The sequence below is a fragment of the Mycobacterium sp. 1245805.9 genome, from assembly GCF_001672915.1.
Classification (GTDB): Bacteria; Actinomycetota; Actinomycetes; order Mycobacteriales; family Mycobacteriaceae; genus Mycobacterium.
In genome coordinates, this window is record NZ_LZKR01000032.1 from 1 (window position 1) to 18,397 (window position 18,397).

17 protein-coding genes and 1 pseudogene are annotated in these 18,397 nt (G+C 69.9%); 6 read left to right on the forward strand and 12 right to left on the reverse strand.

Annotated elements, in window-relative coordinates; genetic code table 11:
- Together A9X00_RS31615 and A9X00_RS05170 are read left to right on the forward strand one after the other, a co-directional pair.
- Nucleotides 1-76, forward strand: a pseudogene (locus A9X00_RS31615) (XdhC family protein); the annotation flags it as partial.
- Nucleotides 72-1,001 carry a LysR family transcriptional regulator gene (locus tag A9X00_RS05170; RefSeq protein ID WP_067150003.1) on the forward strand — a complete coding sequence of 310 codons (930 nt, stop codon included), beginning with the start codon at nucleotides 72-74 and terminating at the stop codon, nucleotides 999-1,001. The pseudogene A9X00_RS31615 and the gene A9X00_RS05170, both read left to right, overlap by 5 nt.
- A gap of 80 nt (nucleotides 1,002-1,081) precedes the next feature.
- Here A9X00_RS05170 and A9X00_RS05175 read toward each other — a convergent pair whose 3' ends face one another.
- The 6 genes from A9X00_RS05175 to clpB all read right to left on the reverse strand — a co-directional run bounded on the left by A9X00_RS05175 (nucleotide 1,082) and on the right by clpB (nucleotide 7,641).
- The gene (locus tag A9X00_RS05175; protein WP_067150006.1) at nucleotides 1,082-1,726 is read right to left on the reverse strand and encodes an RNA methyltransferase; all 645 of its coding nucleotides are present in this window, start codon (nucleotides 1,724-1,726) and stop codon (nucleotides 1,082-1,084) included.
- Nucleotides 1,723-2,643 carry a hypothetical protein gene (locus A9X00_RS05180; protein ID WP_067150089.1) on the reverse strand — a complete coding sequence of 307 codons (921 nt, stop codon included), beginning with the start codon at nucleotides 2,641-2,643 and terminating at the stop codon, nucleotides 1,723-1,725. Before A9X00_RS05180 ends, A9X00_RS05175 begins: the two co-directional genes overlap by 4 nt.
- An 83-nt stretch (nucleotides 2,644-2,726) precedes the next feature.
- On the reverse strand, nucleotides 2,727-3,269 hold the full coding sequence (gene pyrE, locus A9X00_RS05185; RefSeq protein WP_067150009.1) for an orotate phosphoribosyltransferase: 543 nt from the start codon (nucleotides 3,267-3,269) through the stop codon (nucleotides 2,727-2,729).
- The gene (locus A9X00_RS05190) at nucleotides 3,256-4,026 is read right to left on the reverse strand and encodes an SDR family oxidoreductase (RefSeq protein ID WP_067150012.1); all 771 of its coding nucleotides are present in this window, start codon (nucleotides 4,024-4,026) and stop codon (nucleotides 3,256-3,258) included. Before A9X00_RS05190 ends, pyrE begins: the two co-directional genes overlap by 14 nt.
- A 34-nt stretch (nucleotides 4,027-4,060) precedes the next feature.
- The gene (gene ttfA, locus A9X00_RS05195; protein ID WP_067150015.1) at nucleotides 4,061-4,909 is read right to left on the reverse strand and encodes a trehalose monomycolate transport factor TtfA; all 849 of its coding nucleotides are present in this window, start codon (nucleotides 4,907-4,909) and stop codon (nucleotides 4,061-4,063) included.
- A gap of 185 nt (nucleotides 4,910-5,094) precedes the next feature.
- Nucleotides 5,095-7,641 carry an ATP-dependent chaperone ClpB gene (gene clpB / locus A9X00_RS05200; protein ID WP_067150018.1) on the reverse strand — a complete coding sequence of 849 codons (2,547 nt, stop codon included), beginning with the start codon at nucleotides 7,639-7,641 and terminating at the stop codon, nucleotides 5,095-5,097.
- Nucleotides 7,642-7,766: 125 nt separating this feature from the next.
- Here clpB and A9X00_RS05205 point away from each other — a divergent pair, with 125 nt between their 5' ends.
- Both A9X00_RS05205 and A9X00_RS05210 read left to right on the forward strand, forming a co-directional pair.
- On the forward strand, nucleotides 7,767-8,918 hold the full coding sequence (locus A9X00_RS05205) for an FAD-binding oxidoreductase (protein ID WP_067150020.1): 1,152 nt from the start codon (nucleotides 7,767-7,769) through the stop codon (nucleotides 8,916-8,918).
- Nucleotides 8,919-8,931: 13 nt separating this feature from the next.
- Nucleotides 8,932-9,822, forward strand: coding sequence for an aldose 1-epimerase (locus A9X00_RS05210; protein ID WP_067150022.1), 891 nt, complete (start codon nucleotides 8,932-8,934; stop codon nucleotides 9,820-9,822).
- An 11-nt stretch (nucleotides 9,823-9,833) separates the two neighbouring features.
- Here A9X00_RS05210 and A9X00_RS05215 read toward each other — a convergent pair whose 3' ends face one another.
- The 6 genes from A9X00_RS05215 to A9X00_RS05240 all read right to left on the reverse strand — a co-directional run bounded on the left by A9X00_RS05215 (nucleotide 9,834) and on the right by A9X00_RS05240 (nucleotide 15,806).
- Nucleotides 9,834-10,355 (reverse strand): hypothetical protein, encoded by a 522-nt coding sequence (locus tag A9X00_RS05215; protein WP_067150024.1) that lies wholly within the window; start codon nucleotides 10,353-10,355, stop codon nucleotides 9,834-9,836.
- A 4-nt stretch (nucleotides 10,356-10,359) separates the two neighbouring features.
- On the reverse strand, nucleotides 10,360-10,752 hold the full coding sequence (locus A9X00_RS05220; RefSeq protein WP_067150027.1) for a heat shock protein transcriptional repressor HspR: 393 nt from the start codon (nucleotides 10,750-10,752) through the stop codon (nucleotides 10,360-10,362).
- Nucleotides 10,752-11,939 carry a molecular chaperone DnaJ gene (gene dnaJ, locus A9X00_RS05225; RefSeq protein ID WP_067150030.1) on the reverse strand — a complete coding sequence of 396 codons (1,188 nt, stop codon included), beginning with the start codon at nucleotides 11,937-11,939 and terminating at the stop codon, nucleotides 10,752-10,754. The genes A9X00_RS05220 and dnaJ overlap by 1 nt, the downstream gene beginning before the upstream one ends.
- 54 nt (nucleotides 11,940-11,993) lie before the next feature.
- The gene (grpE, locus tag A9X00_RS05230; protein WP_067150033.1) at nucleotides 11,994-12,644 is read right to left on the reverse strand and encodes a nucleotide exchange factor GrpE; all 651 of its coding nucleotides are present in this window, start codon (nucleotides 12,642-12,644) and stop codon (nucleotides 11,994-11,996) included.
- Nucleotides 12,641-14,506, reverse strand: a complete 1,866-nt coding sequence (dnaK, locus tag A9X00_RS05235; RefSeq protein ID WP_067150036.1) for a molecular chaperone DnaK — start codon at nucleotides 14,504-14,506, stop codon at nucleotides 12,641-12,643. The genes grpE and dnaK overlap by 4 nt, the downstream gene beginning before the upstream one ends.
- Before the next feature lie 385 nt (nucleotides 14,507-14,891).
- The gene (locus tag A9X00_RS05240) at nucleotides 14,892-15,806 is read right to left on the reverse strand and encodes a LysR family transcriptional regulator (protein WP_067150092.1); all 915 of its coding nucleotides are present in this window, start codon (nucleotides 15,804-15,806) and stop codon (nucleotides 14,892-14,894) included.
- A 130-nt stretch (nucleotides 15,807-15,936) separates the two neighbouring features.
- Here A9X00_RS05240 and A9X00_RS05245 point away from each other — a divergent pair, with 130 nt between their 5' ends.
- Nucleotides 15,937-17,427, forward strand: a complete 1,491-nt coding sequence (locus tag A9X00_RS05245; protein ID WP_067150039.1) for an aldehyde dehydrogenase — start codon at nucleotides 15,937-15,939, stop codon at nucleotides 17,425-17,427.
- Nucleotides 17,427-18,377, forward strand: a complete 951-nt coding sequence (locus A9X00_RS05250) for an amidohydrolase family protein (protein WP_067150042.1) — start codon at nucleotides 17,427-17,429, stop codon at nucleotides 18,375-18,377. The genes A9X00_RS05245 and A9X00_RS05250 overlap by 1 nt, the downstream gene beginning before the upstream one ends.
- Nucleotides 18,378-18,397: the final 20 nt, after the last annotated feature.

Consider the following 18,397-nt stretch of genomic DNA (forward strand, 5'->3'; position numbering starts at 1 on the left):
GGGCACGGTGGTGCGCACCTTCCGGTCCGCGCCGCGCCCGCCCGGGGCCTCGATGATGGTGGCGCCGGACGGTGCGGCTGGGCTCGGTGCGCGCCGCCGCGGCGGAGTTGGGTGTTTCCGACGCCGGCGTCTCGATGCTGGTGGCGGCGCTGCGCAAGGAGCTGGACGACCCGCTGTTCACCCGGACGGGCGCCGGCCTGGCGTTCACGCCGGGCGGGCTGCGGCGGGCCAGCCGCGCGGTCGAGATCCTGGGGCTGCAGCAGCAAACGGCGATCGAGGTCACCGAGGCCGCGCACGGGCGCCGGCTGCTGCGGATCGCCGCCTCGACCGCGTTCGCCGAGCACGCGGCGCCCGGGCTGATCGAGCTGTTCTCGTCGCGGGCCGACGACCTGTCGGTGGAACTGAGCGTGCACCCGACGAGCCGGTTCCGCGACTTGATCTGCTCGCGCGCCGTCGACATCGCGATCGGGCCGGCGGGCGAGGGTTCGCTGGGCCCGGACGACGCGATCTTCGTGCGGCCGTTCCTGAAATACCAGATCATCACCGTCGTGCCGCCCAACAGCCCACTGGCCGCGGGCGTTCCGGCGCCGGCGCTGCTGCGCCAGCAGCAGTGGATGCTCGGCCCGGCCGCCGGCGGCGTGGACGGCGAGATCGCAAAGATGTTGCGGGACTTGGCGATTCCCGAATCGAACCAGCGGATCTTTCAGAGCGACGCCGCCGCGCTCGAAGAGGTGCAGCGGGTCGGCGGTGTGTCGCTGACGATCGGTTTCGCCGTCGGCAAGGACCTCGCGGCCGGGCGGTTGACCCGCGTGGGCGGTCCGGGCCTGGAAAGGTCGGGCGAGTGGTGCGCGGCGACGCTGGGGCCGTCGGTGCGGCAACCGGCCGTCTCGGAGCTCGTCCGCTTCATCACCACGCCGCGGTGCACCCAGGCCATGATCCGCGGCTCCGGCGTCGGCGTGACCCGCTTCCGCCCGAAAGTGCATGTGACGCTGTGGAGTTGAGTGTGAATCCTGGGCGACGACACGCCGATGAGCTTCGCCGCCGGTTCACACTCAAGGTCAGGGATTCACACTGAAGGCGGCTACCAGGCGCGCGACAGGTCGGCGTGCTGCCGCACCCAGGCATGCATCGCGATCCCGGCGGCGACGCCGGCGTTGATGCTGCGCGTCGAGCCGAACTGGGCGATCGACACAGTGAGCGCCGCGCCGGCCCGGATGTCGTCGGTGATGCCCGGGCCCTCCTCACCGAACACCATCAGGCACTCCCGCGGCAGCGCCGTCTCCTCCAGCCGCCGCGCGCCCGGCAAGTTGTCGACCGCGACGACGGTCAGCCCCGCGCCGGCCGCGAACTCGAGCAGCGCGGCGGTGCTGTCGTGGTGGCACAGACGCTGATAGCGGTCGGTGACCATGGCGCCGCGGCGATTCCAGCGCCGCCGCCCGACGATGTGCACCGTGTCGACCGCGAAGGCGTTGGCGGTGCGCACCACCGAGCCGATGTTGGCGTCGTAGCCGAAGTTCTCGATCGCCACGTGCAGCGGGTGACGGCGCAGGTCGATGTCGGCGATGATCGCCTCGCGGCTCCAGTACCGGTAGGCGTCGACGACGTTGCGAGTATCGCCGTCGCGCAACAGGTTTGGATCATATCGCGGGTCGTCGGGCGGCTCGCCCGGCCACGGCCCGACGCCGCCGGCCGTCGTTCCCCATTCGGTGGGACCGGGGTCGCTCATCGCTGCGTCCACACGCCGGCGTGGGTGCCGTCGACCGCCACCGTGGCGTACAGCAGCGCCTCGTTGATCTCGCCCTGGGTGCACAGCGAGGCGTTGACGCGGACCGAGTCCAGCGACGCGTCGGGCAGGACCAGCACAGACGACCCGTACGTCGCGCAGGCCGGGTTCAGGCCGCGGCCGGGCAGCGTCGGCGACGCCAGCAGCATCAGCGGGCCGCCGCGCTTGGCGGAGTCGTCGCGATACCGGTCCGCGAGGGCGGTGGCTTCCAGACCGAGCAGCATGTAGCCGTTGCCGACGAACGCGGCCGGGTCGCCGAGCTGGGCCTTGGTCACCGGGGCGCCGTCGGCGCGCCAGGCCGACAGGCTGACGGTCTTGACGGTCAGGCCGGTGTCATTGGCGTTGGTCGGCGGCAGCCCCACCGGAAACGCCGCGGGGTAGGCCGCCGACGTGTTCGGGATCCGGTCGCGCGGCGAGTAGGCGTACACCCCGCGGACCTGGCTCCGATCCTTAAGCGGCCCAAGGCAAATGCTGCCGGTGAGCCGGTTGGGGGGCGCCGACAGCGGGTGCTGGATATCGTGCACCTTCGCGGCCGCGTCGTCGCAGCTGCCCAGCGCGGCCGACTCCAACGGGTGCGCCAGCGCGCCGTAGAGCCCGAAGCGGATGTCCTCCGGTTTGGCGTGCGGCGCCTTCGGGTCGGCGGGCGACGCGTCGAGATCGATCAGCACGTAGTCGCCGTCCCAGCGCAGGTTCGACACCGACATGTTCCAGCCCAGCAGCGCCAGCGATTCGCCGAGCCGCGCGCCCTGCGCGCCGAAGGGCCGGGCGGGACGGTCGGAACCCGAACAGCCCACGAGGCACGCCGCGACGGCGACGAGGATGCACGCGGCGCGAGTAAGGCGCCCGAATCTAATTGACATCATTCGCAGTCGACGATTTGCCCGCCTCATAGCGACAGATCGGCGGCTGGGCGACCCGGGACAGCGCATGCATGAAACGCGGCCTAGCCCAGCCCTAGATCGGCGAGGCCCAGCACGCTGCGGTACGGAATTCCCTCGGCTTCGATGGTCTCGGCGGCGCCGGTGGCGCGGTCCACCACGGTGGCCACCCCGATCACCTGGCCGCCCGCCTCCTGCACGGCATGCACCGCCGTCAGCGCCGAGTTGCCGGTGGTGCTGGTGTCCTCCACCACCAGGACCCGCTGGCCGGAGACCTCGGATCCCTCGATAAGGCGTTGCAGCCCATGGGTTTTCGCCGACTTGCGCACGACGAACGCGTCGATGGGCCGCCCGGGCGCGTGCATGATGGCGGTCGCGACGGGGTCGGCGCCCAGGGTCAGGCCGCCGACGACGGCGTAGTCCCAGTCGGCGGTGAGCTCGCGCATCAGCGTGCCGATCAGCGCGGAGGCGCGGTGGTGCAGCGTGGCCCGGCGCAGGTCGACGTAATAGTCGGCCTCCTTGCCCGACGACAGCGTCACCCGGCCGTGCACCACCGACAGTCGGCGCACCAGCTCGGCCAGCTCGCCGCGCGCGTCAGCTCCGGTCACGGCCGCCGACCCGTTTCGTCGCGGTGCGCACCAGGCCGCGGGGCAGCAGCCGCCCGGCGGTGACGATCGCCTTGTACTGCAGGCCCGGGACGCTGATCACCTTGCCGGCGGCGACGTCGGCCAGGCTTTCGGCGACCACGTCGTCGACCTCGAGCCACAGGAACGGCGGCAGCTTGGCCATGTCCATGCCGGCCCTGGTGTGAAATTCGGTGTGCACGAAGCCCGGGCACACGGCGTGCACGCCGACCCCGGTTCCGTCCAGCGAGCCGGCCAGGCCCTCGCTGAACGAGATCACCCAGGCCTTGGACGCCGAATACGTCGACGACCGCCCGTTCACCAGCCCCGCGACGCTGGCGACGTTGATCACGGTCCCGGCGCCGGCGGCCATCATGGCAGGCACCGCGGCCCGGGTGAGCTGCAGCACCGCGGTCACGTTGACGTCCAGCTGCGCCTGCAGCAGCGCGGGATCGGCCGTCCAGAATTCGCCGGACGTGCCGAAGCCGGCGTTGTTGACCAGGACCCGCACCCCGGCGGCGAGCCGCTCGGCGACCTTGTCGCGGCCGGCCGCGTCGGCCAGGTCCGCCGGCAGGATCTCGATGTTGCCGCCCTGGCCCTCGAGCTCGGCCGCCAGCTTGGTCAGCCGGTCGACGTCGCGGGCGACCAGAACCAGGTCGTAGCCGTCGCGCGCATAGCGGCGTGCGTAGCCCCCGCCGATCCCGGACGTCGGCCCGGTGATCAGGGCTACGGGGCGCGGCATGAGCGACAGTGTAATGACGCGGGCCCGACCGGCCTCAGCGCTGGTAGTTACTGGCCTGGTGGCCGTTGCGACCGGTCGGCGGCTGCCGGCCCTGGTCGCGGCGCAGCGGCTCGGTGGCGCGACGGCCCGCCTGAACGTCGGAGCCCAGCAACCCCGACACGTCCTGTTGCGGCCGCCTCGACGGCAACTCGAGGCGACCGGCGGGCGCCAGGGGTCGACTCGGCGCGGCGTTGCGCGGCAGCGCGGGCGCACCCGCTTCCTGCGGGGTCTCCTGGGGCACCGGCGGCAATACGCGCAGCAGGTCGTTGAACTGGCGCACTGTGCGCAGGCCCTCGTCCCACTGCGCGCGCGTGCTGGAGATCGGCATGGCGACCAACGTCCAGTTCTGCTCGTTCCACATGATCTCGGCGCAGTCGGGGGCGGTGTGCGCGAAGGTGACCATGCGCCGGTCGCAGGCCCGCCGGGCCGCGTCCAGATTGGTCGAGTACACCATCCGGGGGCCGATCGCGCCGAGCAACCAAATGTCGCTCTCCCGAGGCTCTTTCAGGCCCTTGAGGCGCAGGTCGACGACGACGTTGGTGCCGACCTTGCGGTGCAGCGCGATCACCGTGGCGACTTCCTCGACGTCGAAGATGTAGACCGCCTCGCCGCGGATCTGGCCCAGCACGACGTTGTGGGCGGGGACATCGCCCACCGTCGAGATCACCCCGCGCTTCCAGCGCTTGAGGATGTCGGTCGATTCGCGCTCGTAGTCGAAGCCGTGCGAGCGTGCCCACGATTTACGGCGCCTGCTGCGGCCGCGGCGTCGATCGATGTCGACGTACAGCAGCACGCCCGCACCGACAAAGCACAGCGCGGACAGCGTGAACCAAAGGGGGACCATCCCACACAGGGTATCCGCTGTGGGCCCGGATTAGACAATGCGACCAGGTCACAAGCAAATTAAGGTTTGCTAGAGCGCGCGCTGAGTGTGCGCTGACGGCTTTGAGTGTGAACTGGCGGCGGGATCTCGACGATTTTCCCGCCCAGGATTCACACTCAAAGCCCAGGATTCACACGCGAGCCGATCTAGCCCAGGACCAGCGAGTCGCCGTCCGGGCTGACGTTGACGGGCACCACGTCGCCGTCGTGCACGTCGCCGGCCAGCAGCATCTTGGCCAGCTGGTCGCCGATGGCCTGCTGCACGAGCCGACGCAATGGCCGGGCGCCGTAGACCGGGTCGAACCCGCGCTGCGCCAGCCAGCGTTTGGCCGGCAGCGACACCTCCAGCTGCAGCCGCCGTTGCGCCAACCGCTTGCCCAGCTGCTCGAGCTGGATGTCGACGATCTGCACCAGCTCTTCGGGGTTGAGCCCGTCGAAGATCAGCACGTCGTCGAGCCGGTTGATGAACTCCGGCTTGAACGCCGAGCGCACCGCGGCCATCACCTGCTCCTCGCTGCCGCCCGACCCGAGGTTGGACGTCAGGATGAGGATGGTGTTGCGGAAGTCGACCGTGCGGCCCTGCCCGTCGGTGAGCCGGCCCTCGTCGAGGACCTGCAGCAGCACGTCGAACACGTCCGGGTGTGCCTTTTCGATCTCGTCGAACAGCACCACGGTGTAGGGGCGCCGGCGCACCGCCTCGGTCAGCTGACCGCCCTGGTCGTAACCGATGTAGCCGGGGGGCGCACCCACCAGCCGGGCGACGGAATGCTTCTCGCCGTACTCGCTCATGTCGATGCGGACCATGGCCCGGTCGTCGTCGAACAGGAAGTCGGCCAGCGCCTTGGCCAGCTCGGTCTTGCCGACGCCGGTGGGGCCCAGGAACATGAACGAACCGGTGGGCCGGTTGGGGTCGGCGACCCCGGCGCGGCTGCGCCGCACCGCGTCGGACACGGCCTGCACGGCCTTCTTCTGCCCGACCACGCGCTTGCCCAGCTCGTCTTCCATCCGCAGCAGCTTGGCGGTCTCGCCCTCGAGCATCCGGCCGGCCGGGATGCCGGTCCACGCCGACACCACGTCGGCGATGTCGTCGGGGCCGACCTCCTCCTTGAGCATGACGTTCTCGCGGGCCTCGGCCTGCGGAAGCGCGGCGTCGAGCTTCTTTTCCACTTCGGGGATGCGCCCGTAGCGCAGCTCGGCGGCCTTGGCCAGGTCGCCGTCGCGCTCGGCGCGCTCGGACTCCCCGCGCAGCGCCTCCAGCTGTTCCTTGAGCTCGCGGACGACGTCGATCGCGTTCTTCTCGTTCTGCCAGCGGGTGGTCAGCTCGGCCAGCTTCTCCTTCTGGTCGGCCAGCTCGGCGCGCAACTTCTCCAGGCGCTCCTTGGAGGCCTCGTCTTCCTCTTTCTCCAGCGCCATCTCCTCGATCTCGAGGCGGCGCACCAGGCGCTCGACCTCGTCGATCTCGACGGGCCGCGAGTCGATCTCCATCTTCAGCCGGCTGGCGGCCTCGTCGACGAGGTCGATGGCCTTGTCCGGCAGGAACCGCGCGGTGATGTAGCGGTCGCTCAAGGTGGCCGCCGCGACCAGCGCGGAGTCGGTGATGCGCACGCCGTGGTGCACCTCGTAGCGGTCCTTCAGGCCACGCAGGATGCCGACGGTGTCCTCCACCGACGGCTCGCCGACGAACACCTGCTGGAAGCGGCGCTCCAGCGCGGCGTCCTTCTCGATGTACTTGCGGTACTCGTCGAGCGTGGTGGCGCCGACCAGGCGCAGCTCGCCGCGGGCCAGCATCGGCTTGATCATGTTGCCGGCGTCCATCGCGCCCTCGCCGGTCGCGCCGGCGCCCACGATGGTGTGCAGCTCGTCGATGAACGTGATGATCTGCCCGGCGGAGTTCTTGATGTCGTCGAGCACGGCCTTGAGCCGCTCCTCGAACTCGCCGCGGTACTTGGCGCCCGCCACCATCGACCCGAGGTCCAGGGCGATGACGGTCTTGTCGCGCAGGCTCTCCGGCACGTCACCGGCGACGATGCGCTGGGCCAGGCCCTCCACGATCGCGGTCTTGCCGACGCCGGGCTCGCCGATGAGCACCGGGTTGTTCTTGGTGCGACGGCTCAAAACCTGCACGACGCGGCGAATCTCGTTGTCGCGCCCGATGACGGGGTCGAGCTTGCCCTCGCGGGCCCGGCCGGTCAGGTCGGTCGAGTACTTCTCCAGCGCCTGGTAGGTGGCCTCGGGGTCGGCGCTGGTGACCCGCGCGCTGCCGCGGACCTTGACGAACGCCTCCCGCAACGCCTGCGGGGACGCGCCGTGCCCGGTCAGCAGCTTGGCGACGTCGGAGTCGCCGGTGGCCAGCCCCACCATCAGGTGCTCGGTCGAGACGAACTCGTCGTCCATCTCGGTGGCGAGCTGCTGCGCGGTGGTGATGGCGGCCAGCGATTCGCGCGAGAGCTGCGGCTGCGAGCTGGCGCCGCTGGCCTGGGGCAGCTGGTCCAGGATGCGCTGCGCCTCGGCGCGGATGGTGGCGGGCTCGACGCCGACGGCCTCCAGCAGCGGCGCGGCGATCCCGTCGTTCTGCGTCAGCAGCGCCAACAGTAGATGGGCGGGCCGAATCTCCGGATTGCCGGCGGCCGAGGCCGCCTGCAGCGCCGAGGTCAGGGCCGCCTGCGTTTTGGTGGTCGGGTTAAAAGAGTCCACGACGATCTCCGTTTGGGGTCAGAAAGGGCTGCATGAAAATGCTTGTCGTGATGTTCAACGCCGTCAAGGTTGAGTGTGTTCCGCTCAAGTCTACAAAATTTCGTTGACGCCTAGAATCGGGGCCCGTGAGCCTGGAGGACCGCGACGCATTGCGGGTGTTGCGCGACGCCTTCGACGATGCGCTCGTCCGCAGGTTCTATACCCACTGGTTCGCGCTCGACGTCTCGGTGCGCGACCTTTTCCCGCCGGAGATGGCACCCCAGCGGGCCGCTTTTGCCCACGCCCTGCACTGGGTGTACGGGGAACTGGTGGAGCAACGCGCGGCCGAGCCGGTGGCCTTCCTGGCCCAGCTCGGACGGGATCACCGCAAATTCGGCGTGCTCCCCGGCCATTACGGCACGTTGCGGGGCGCGCTGTATGCGACGCTTCGCGACCACCTCGGTGACGCGTGGACCGATTCCGTCGCGGCGGCCGCCGATCAGTCGCTCAACCTGATCACCGGCGTGATGAGCGGGGCCGCCGACGCGGAGCAGGGGCCGGCCTGGTGGGACGGAACGGTCATCGAGCACATCCGGGTCTCGCGGGACCTGGCTGTCGTGCGGCTGCAGCTCGACCGCCCGATGGACTACTACCCCGGCCAGTACGTCGACGTCCACGTTCCGCAGTGCCCGCGCCGGTGGCGCTACCTGAGCCCCGCGATTCCGGCCGACCCCGGAGGTGGCATCGAGTTCCACGTCCGCCAGGTCGCCGGCGGCCTGGTCAGCACCGCGATCGTCAACGAGACCCGGCTGGGCGACCGGTGGCGGCTGTCCAGCCCGCACGGCGGCCTGCGGGTCGACCGGGACGGCGAAGACGTGCTGATGGTGGCCGGCAGCACCGGGCTGGCGCCGCTGCGCGCGCTGATCATGGACCTGTGCCGCTACGCGGTCAATCCGCGGGTGCACCTCTTCTTCGGCGCCCGCTACCGCTGCGAGCTCTACGACCTGCCCACGCTGTGGCAGGTGGCCCAGCACAATCCGTGGCTGTCCGTCTCGCCGGTCTCGGAGTACAGCCGCGACCCGTCGTGGGCGGCCGACTATCCCGACGTCACGCCGCCGCGCGGGCTGCACGTGCACCAGACCGGCCGGCTGCCCGACGTGGTGACCAAATACGGCGGCTGGGGCGACCGGCAGATCCTGGTGTGCGGCGGACCGGATATGGTTCGTGCGACCAAGGCCGCGCTGATCGCCAAAGGCGCGCCGCCCGAACGCATTCAGCACGACCCACTGTCCCGGTGAACCGAGGTAAGCCATGCGCATCGTCACCCTGACCGACCCGTCGTCGCCGTTGGCGGCGCAGTTCGTGCCGGAGGCCGGCATGATCGGCACGTCGCTGACCGACGCGGGCACCGAGCTGCTCGGGCAGCGGCGCGGTCTGCAGGCCTACGTCGAGGCGGGCAAGACGATGGGCATCCCGATCCTGTATCCGTGGGCAAATCGATTGGGCGACAACACCTACACGGCCGAGGGCGTGACGGTGACGCTGACCCCCGGGGACAACGGTGTTCGTGCCGATCCCAACGGGTTGCCCATCCACGGCACCCTGGCCGCCTACCCGGGCTGGCGGGTGACGGCGGAGTCGGGCAACGAGCTGGCCGCGGAGGTCGATTTCGGCGCCGACCCGCGGTTGCTGGCCAGCTTCCCGTACCCGCACGTGCTCTCGGTGGCGGTGCGGCTGGCCGACCGGGCGCTGACGGTGCGCACCACCGTCACCGCGAGCGGCGACACCGCGGTCCCGCTGTGCTTCGGCTTCCATCCCTACCTGCGCCTGCCGGACGTTCCCCGCCGCGAGTGGATGATCGAGACGCCGCCGCTGCGGCACCTGCGGCTCGACGAGCGGGGGCTGCCGACCGGCGAGTCCGAACCCCAGCCGGCCCGCGAAGAACCCTTGGGCGACAAGGCTTTCGACGACGCCTATGACCAGGTGGGCGACGGCGCGGTATTCGCGGTGTCCGGCGGTGGCCGCCGCCTGGAGGTGCACTTCGAGCGGGGGTATCCCGCGGCGCAGATCTTCGCCCCGCCCGCCGAAGAGCTCGTGTGTTTCGAGCCGATGGCCGCGCCGACCGACGCGCTGCGCCGCGGCGGGTACCCCTGCGCGCGCCCGGCTTCGCCGGCTGTCACGCAGTTCTCGATTCGGGTGTAAGGGCGCGCCTTTCACCACCGCATCATGGGGAAGGGCCGACGGGGGTGCCCGGCGGCGTAGCGCGAAAGGCCCTTGGCGAGGAACGCGTGGAAGCCGCCGTACGGCAACTCGGCGACCACGGACCGGATGTCCCCGCGCGCGATACCGGCGCGTAGCAGGCCGTGGCTCACGTCGATGCGGTCGGCTATCCGAAACGTCTCGGCCATGCGATCGTGCGACCGTCGCAGCCGGTGGTGTTCCACGATCAGCGTGCGCACGTCGTCGACGTTGGCGATGCCGAATTCTTCGGCGTGCGCGGCCGCCAGTTCGGCCGACGGAGTGAGGTAGTCCATGGTGCCCGCGGTCCAGATGCCGAGATCGTGTGCGGCCCAGGCCAGGACGGCGAAGTCGGGGACCGGTCCGGCGAGCAGCCGTTGGTGGTAGTTGATGCCGCGGTAGACGTGATTGCGGTAGGTGCGTAGCTGGGCGCCCAGCTCGCGCCGGTATCGCTGTAGGAGCGTCTCGACGATGGGGTGCTCGGTGAGCACATCCATGCCGCTAGCGCGGCTTTCGCGGCTGCCACACCACCAGCGCGGTGCTCTTCGGTACCACCGCGATGTCGCGGCGCTGGCCGGCGCGCACCTGCGCCAGCTCCTCGGTCAGCTCCTTCACGCGCGACTGCAGCGCCTCCACCTGATTGGTCAGCTCGATGATGCGCTTGATGCCGGCCAGGTTGACGCCCTCGTCCTGCGACAGCCGCTGCACCTCGCGCAGCAGGTCCACGTCGTGCTCCGAATAACGGCGTCCGCCACCGGAAGTGCGCCTCGGGCTGACCAGCCCGAGGCGGTCGTAGGTGCGCAGGGTCTGCGCGTGCATGCCGGCCAGTTCGGCGGCCACCGAGATGAGGAAGGTTCGAGCTTCCTCCTTGGAGTTCCGCGAGCTCCTAGCCATCAGCGATTACCTGCCCATCCCGCACGCGGATTGAACCCACTGGATTGCTCGGCCGCCGCGTAGGCCTCCAGCGCCTCCTGGGCGGCGCCCTCCAAGTTCGGCGGGACGGACACCTTCACGGTGACCAGCAGGTCGCCGTTGCCGCCGCCGCGCTTAGGCACACCGCGTCCGCGCACCCGCAGGATCCGGCCGTCGGCGGTGCCCTTGGGCACCCGAACGCCGACCTTGCCGTCCAGCGTGGGAACCGAAAGTGTTGAGCCCAAAGCCAACTCGCTAAAGCTGACCGGCACGGTCACGGTGAGGTCGTCGCCGTCGCGGCCGAACACCTTGTCCGGCCGCACATGCACGGTCACGTACAGGTCGCCCGACGGCGCACCGCGCAGCCCGGCCTCGCCCTGCCCGGGCAGCCGGATCCGCTGTCCGTCCTCGACCCCGGGTGGGATCCGCACGTTGATGGTGCGCGTGCGGGTCGTCACGCCGGTGCCTTTGCACTCGTCGCAGGGGTGCTCGATGATCGAGCCGCTGCCCCGGCAATCGGTGCAGGGCTCGGAGAAGCCGAATGCGCCCTGGTTGCGGTTGATCACGCCCGAGCCGTTACAGCTGGGGCACACCTTCGGGCTGGTGCCCGGCCGCGCGCCGCTGCCATGGCAATTGGTGCACGGCGCCGGACTGGTCAGCCGCAGCGGCATGGCCACACCCTTGGCCGCCTCGACGAAGTCGAGCTCGGTCTCGGTCTCCAGGTCGTTGCCGCGCCGCGGCCGGCTGGGCCGGGGGCTGGCGCCGCGGCCGAACAAGCCGCCGAACAGGTCGCCGATGTTGGCGCCGCCGCTTCGGCCGGCGGCGTCGAACAGGTCGCTGAGGTTGAACTCCGCGCCATCAGAGCCCACGCCGCCGACGTTGAAGCTGAAGCCGCTGCCACCGTCGAACCTGCGGCCGCCGAAACCGCCGCCCGCGAACAGGCGGCGGGTTTCGTCGTACTCCTTGCGCTTGGCCGGATCCGACAACACGTTGTGCGCCTCCGACACCGCCTTGAACCGTTCGCCGGCGGCCGGGTTGTCGGGGTTCGCATCCGGGTGCAGGTCGCGCGCCAGCTTGCGATAGGCGCGCTTGATCTCTTCCGGGCTGGCGTCAGAGGAGACGCCCAGCTCCTTGTAGAAGTCCTTTTCGACCCATTCACGCTGGGCCATGCCGCGTCACCCCCTCACCTTTCTCTATCTATTTGTCGTAAGCGATTGTCGTTGTTAATCACCGGAGCCGTCGGCGTTATCGGCCGTGTCGGACGGTTGCGTTTCGGCTGGATCGGGAACGGCGACCGGTTCGTCGCCGTCGCCGTCGCCGACGACGGTGTCGACCACGCCGACGAGGGCGTGCCGCAGCACCTGGTCACCCAGCTTGTAGCCCTGCCGCATGACCGTGCCGATCACCGGCTTCGAGCCGTCGGCGCCGTCGCCCTCGTGCTGCACGGCCTCGTGCAGTACCGGGTCGAAGTCCTCGCCCTCCTCGCCGAACGCCGTGAGGCCGAGGCCGGTCAGCGCGCTGTCCAGCTTGTCGGCGACCGACTTCAGCGGGCCGGATTCCAGGTCGCCGTGCTTGCGGGCCCGATCGAGATCGTCCAGCACGCCGAGCAATTGGCTGACGACGGCGGCCTTGGCCCGGTCCGCGGCGGCCTGCTGATCGCGCAGCGCCCGCTTGCGGTAGTTGGTGAAGTCCGCCTGCACGCGTTGCAGATCGGCGGTCAGCTCGGCGACCTTGTCGGCCGACGCATCCGCCTTACCGGCGGCCTGCCCTCCCGGCGCTGCCGCGCCGGGAGTGACATGCCGTACTTCGCCGGTTTCGGGATCGATGCGCCGCTTGTCGGTGACCGTTACCTGTTCCGGGTTGCTTTCCGTCACTTGGCCTCCCGGTCGTCGTCGACCACCTCCGCGTCCACGACGTCATCGGCCGAGCCGGACTGCGGACCGCCGGCCTCGCCGCCGCCGGCCTGAGCGCCTTCGGCCTGGGTGGCCTCGTAGATGGCCTGGCCGAGCGCCTGGGACTCCTGGCCCAGCTTCTCCATCGCCGACTTGATCGCGGAGATGTCGGTGCCGCCCAGCGCCGACTTGGCCTCGGCCACCGCGGCGTCCACCTTGTTCAGCGTGTCCTCGGGGACCTTCGAACCGCCCTCGGCCTCGCGCTGCTCCTTGACGAACTTCTCGGTCTGGTAGACCAGCGTCTCGGCCTGGTTGCGGATGTCGGCCTCCTCGCGGCGCTGACGGTCCTCCTCGGCGTGCGCCTCGGCGTCCTTGATCATCCGGTCGATCTCCTCCTTGGACAGGCCGGAGCCCTCCTGGATCTTGATCGTGTTCTCCTTGCCGGTGCCCTTGTCCTTGGCCGTGACGTGCACGATGCCGTTGGCGTCGATGTCGAAGGTGACCTCGATCTGCGGGACGCCGCGCGGGGCCGGCGGGATGCCGGTCAGCTCGAAGGAGCCGAGCAGCTTGTTGTGCGAGGCGATTTCACGCTCACCCTGATAGACCTGGATCTGCACCGACGGCTGGTTGTCGTCGGCCGTGGTGAAGGTCTCCGACCGCTTCGTCGGGATCGTGGTGTTGCGCTCGATGAGCTTGGTCATCACGCCACCCTTGGTCTCGATACCGAGGCTCAGCGGCGTAACGTCAAGCAGCAGAACGTCTTTCACCTCACCCTTGAGCACACCGGCCTGCAGCGCGGCGCCCACGGCAACCACCTCGTCGGGGTTGACGCCCTTGTTGGGCTCCTTGCCACCGGTGAGCTCCTTGACCAGCTCGGTCACCGCGGGCATGCGGGTGGAACCGCCCACCAGCACGACGTGGTCGATGTCGGACACCGAGATGCCGGCGTCGGAGATCACCGACTTGAACGGCTGACGGGTGCGGTCCAGCAGGTCCTGGGTGATGCGCTGGAACTCGGCGCGGGTCAGCTGCTCGTCGAGGAACAGCGGGTTCTTGTCCGCGTCGACGGTGATGTAGGGCAGGTTGATCGAGGTGCTCTGCGAGCTCGACAGCTCGATCTTGGCCTTCTCGGCGGCCTCACGCAGCCGCTGCATCGCCATCTTGTCCTTGGTCAGGTCGATGCCGCTGGTGCCCTTGAACTTGTCGACGAGCCATTCGACGACGCGGTCGTCCCAGTCGTCGCCACCGAGGTGGTTGTCACCGCTGGTGGCGCGGACTTCGACCACGCCCTCGCCGATCTCGAGCAGCGAGACGTCGAAGGTGCCGCCACCGAGGTCGAAGACCAGGATGGTCTGCTCCTTCTCGCCCTTGTCCAGCCCGTAGGCCAGCGCCGCGGCGGTGGGCTCGTTGACGATGCGCAGCACGTTCAGGCCGGCGATCTGGCCGGCCTCCTTGGTCGCCTGACGCTGGGCGTCGTTGAAGTAGGCGGGCACGGTGATGACCGCGTCGGTGATGTCCTCACCGAGGTAGGCCTCCGCGTCGCGCTTCAGCTTCATCAGCACGCGGGCGCTGATCTCCTGCGCGGTGTACTTCTTGCCGTCGATCTCGACGGACCAGTCGGTCCCCATGTGCCGCTTGACCGACCTGATGGTGCGGTCGACGTTGGTCACCGCCTGGTTCTTGGCGGGCTGGCCGACCAGCACTTCGCCGTTGCGCGCGAACGCGACGATCGACGGCGTGGTCCGCGAACCCTCGGAGTTCGCGACGACGACGGGGTCGCCGCCCTCGAGGACCGAGACGACTGAGTTGGTGGTCCCGAGGTCGATACCGACCGCACGAGCCATAGTGATTCCTCCTGATTACGTAGAGCTTTTTTGGTGCCACTATGCTGAGTGAACCCCGCTCAAGCCTGCCCTCGCGGGCGTTGTGGTGTCAACCCAGCCTTGAGTCTGCTTCGCTCAACTTGTTGACCATGCTAACGGCGGGCGGGCGCGTCTTGTTCCCGGGGTGGCCGTTGCGTGTGAATCGAAGGCGTTGCGTGGTGCGCCAGGGCGGAAAATCGGCCGGAATCGCGCCCTCACTGCACACGCAAAGCCGTCAGCTCACACTCAACGCGGCGCGGCCCGATTTCCCCCGGGATAGCCCGTTGCGTGTGAATTGAGGGCGTTGCGTGGTGCGCCAGGGTGGAAAATCGGCCGGAATCGCGCCCTCACTGCACACGCAAAGCCGTCAGCTCACAGTCGATGCGCCGGGCTCCGGGATCATCTCCTCGATCAGCGAGAACACGGCCCGGGTGGCGGCGCTGGGCGGGCGCGCCGCCGACATCGCGACGTAGAGGCGCCAGGACAGGTCGTAGTCGGAGATCCGCAGCGTGGCCAGGCCGTCGCTGCCGATCTCGTCGAGGATGAACCGGCTCAAGAACCCGATGCCCAAGCCGTTTCGGATGTGGGTCGCGGTGGTGGCGATGTCGGCGACCTCGAGGGCGACCGTGCGCCGCACCCCGGCCGCGGCGAAGGCCCGGTCGACCACCGCCCGGTTGCCGTACCCCGGCGGGCCGTCGACGAACGACATCCCGGCCAGCTCGGCCAGCGACACCGACTCGCGGCCGGCGAGCGGATGATCCGCCGGAACGAGCAGCAGCAGCGGGAAGGCCGCGACGAGCCGGGTATGCAGGTCGGCGGGCGGCCCGTCGGGGAAGACGAGCAGGGCGACGTCGAGGCTGCCGTCACGCAGTTGCTGCGCCAGGCCCGCGGAACCGGCCCGGGCGAAACGAATCTGGACCAGCACGCCAGGGTGCCTGGCACGCAGCTCGGCCAGCAGCGTCGGCATGTCGATGTTGTTGACCGACATCAGCGTTCCTAGCCGGACGGTGCCCCCGACGGAGCCGCCGGCGGCGGCGACGGCGTCTTTGGCCACGCGGGCGGCGTCGATGGTCGCGCGGGCATGCGGCGCCAGCGCGCGTCCCGCCGAGGTGAGCGTCACCCCCGCCGGTCCCCGGACGAATAGCTCCGCGCCGAGTTCGCGTTCCAGCGCCTTGATGGTCGCGGACACTCCGGATTGGACGACGTGCAGCCTTCTGGCGGCCCGGGTGAAGCTGAGGTTGTCCGCGACAGCGAGGAAGTACTCCAACTGGCGAAGCTCCACGGAGCCATTATCACCGCCGGTGATGGCTCCCATCAGGAATTTTCGTTGGCGTTTGCCGGTCCGGCCAACTTACGGTTCGGAATCGGGTCGCGTCGATCCCCAACCCCCCTCAATTTGGACGGTGCGCTTTATGAGTTTGCAGGGCCCCACCCTCACCAGAACCCGGACCAGGTGGTCCTCGGCGTCCACCGACGACCAGTTCGTCGTGCAGAACCCGGCGACGGGCCAGACGGTCACGGTCGTCCAGGGCGCCGGGCCGGACGAGGTGGACCAGGCCGTCCGCCGGGCGCACGCCGCGCACCTGCGCTGGAAGCAACGCCCCGCACGCGAGCGCGGCCGATACCTGCGCCAGGTCGCCGAGGTGATCCGTAACCACGCCGACGAGATCGCCGCGCTCGAGACGCTGGAAATGGGCAAGCCGATCACCCAGGCGCGCAGTTTCGACGTGGAAGCCGCGATCGCCATCTTCGAGTACTTCGGCGCCATGGTGGAGGCGCTGCCCAGCCAGGCACGCAACTACGGACCGGTGCTGGACGTCACCACGCTGGAGCCGTACGGGGTGATCGCGGGGATCGTCCCGTTCAATTGGCCACCGATCCACACCGCCGGGAAGGTCGCACCGGCGCTGGCGGTCGGCAACGCCGTGGTGCTCAAACCACCGGAGCAGACGCCCTCGGTGGTGTTGCGGATGGTCGAGCTGATCCAGTCGGTGCTGCCGGACGGGGTGGTGCAGACCGTGCCGGGGAGGGGCGAGGTGGGCGCCGCGCTGGCCGGGCATCGGCTGGTCGGCAAGGTCTCCTTCACCGGATCGCCGCGGACGGGCGCGTCGGTGCTGCGCACCGCGGCCGGCAACCTCACGCCGACGCTGATGGAGCTGGGCGGAAAGAACCCGTTGCTCGTTTTCGACGACGCCGACCTGCACGAGGCGCTGCTGGCCGCGGTCGACGGCGGCTTCTTCAACCAGGGCGAGGCATGCACCGCGGCGTCGCGAATCCTGGTGCAGGACAGCGTCTATGCGGAGTTCGAGGCGAAGCTGTGCGCAGCAGTGGGCCGGCTGCGGGTGGGCGACGGCGCCGACCCGGCGACCGACGTCGGGCCGCTGGTCACCCGCAAGCAGCAGAATCAGGTCCTCGATTACCTGCGGATCGGCGTGGCCGAAGGCGCCCACATCGCCGCGCAGGCGCCGCTGCCCGACGATCCCCGCCTGGCCGACGGCTTCTACGTCGCCCCGACGGTCCTGACCGGCGTGACCCCCACGATGCGGGTGGCCCGCGACGAGATCTTCGGCCCCGTCGTCACCCTCATGCCGTTCACTGACGAGGACGAGGCGGTGCGCATCGCCAACGCCACGCCGTTCGGGCTCGTCGCGGCGGTGTTCACCCAGGACAGCGACCGGGCGCTGCGGGTCAGCCGGCGGATCCGCGCCGGCGCGGTCTTCGTCAACAACTATCAGCGGATTTCCATCGGCACCGGGTTCGGCGGCGTGGGCCACAGCGGGTTCGGCCGCGAGCACGCCCAGGAGACGCTGGCGGAGTACGGCTACACCAAGACGATCCGGCTGGCCGCCGACCGCGACGAGCTGACGTACTGGAGCGCCGCGGCCCGGGTGCTGGCCGGCTGATGCGCACCATTGCACTCGAAGAGCATTACGCCACAACGGAATTCCTGAACGGGCCGGGCCGCTGGCTGGCGTCGCGCACCGGCATCGTCGAACCGATCAGCGATCTGGGCGAGGGACGGATCGCGGCGATGGACGACGGCGGCGTCGACGTGGCGGTGCTGTCGCTGGCCACCCCCGGCGTCGAACAGCTGGACGGGCCGGAGGCCGTCCGGCTGGCCCGCGCGTGCAACGACGAGCTCGCCAAGGCGGTCGCGCGCTATCCGGAGCGGCTGGCGGGCTTCGCCGCCCTGCCGATCAGCGCGCCCGCCGAGGCCGCCGACGAACTCGAGCGCGCGGTGCGCGAGTACGGCTTTGTCGGCGCGGTGATTAACGGGCACAGCCAGGGCCGCTACCTGGACGATCCGTTCTTCGACCCCGTCCTGTCGCGCGCGGCCGGGCTGGGGGTGCCGATCTACCTGCACCCGACCATCCCGCCGGCGGGCGTCATCGATTCCAGCTACGCGGGGTTCGCCGACCAGGTCACGTTCACTCTGGCCACCGTCGGCTGGGGCTGGCACATCAACACCGGCACCCACGTGCTGCGGTTAATCCTCGGCGGCGTGTTCGACCGATACCCGTCGTTGCAGGTCGTCATCGGCCACATGGGCGAGGCGATCCCGTTCATGCTGCCCCGGTTCGACGCCACGCTGAAGCCCGAGCTGACCGGCCTGACGCACCCCGTCAGCACCTACCTGAGGCGAAACCTGAACTACACCTTCGCCAACTTCAACGACGAGGCCACCTACGCCAACCTGGTCGCGCAGGTCGGCGTTGGGCGGGTGTGCTTTTCGGCCGACTACCCGTTCGGGTCGATGCGCGCCGCCCGGGACTTCCTCGACGGCCTGCCGCTGGGCGACGACGACCGGGCGCTCATCAGTCACCGCAACGCCGAGCGGTTGCTGGGCCTGTAAAAACTTCGCCGATTGTTGGT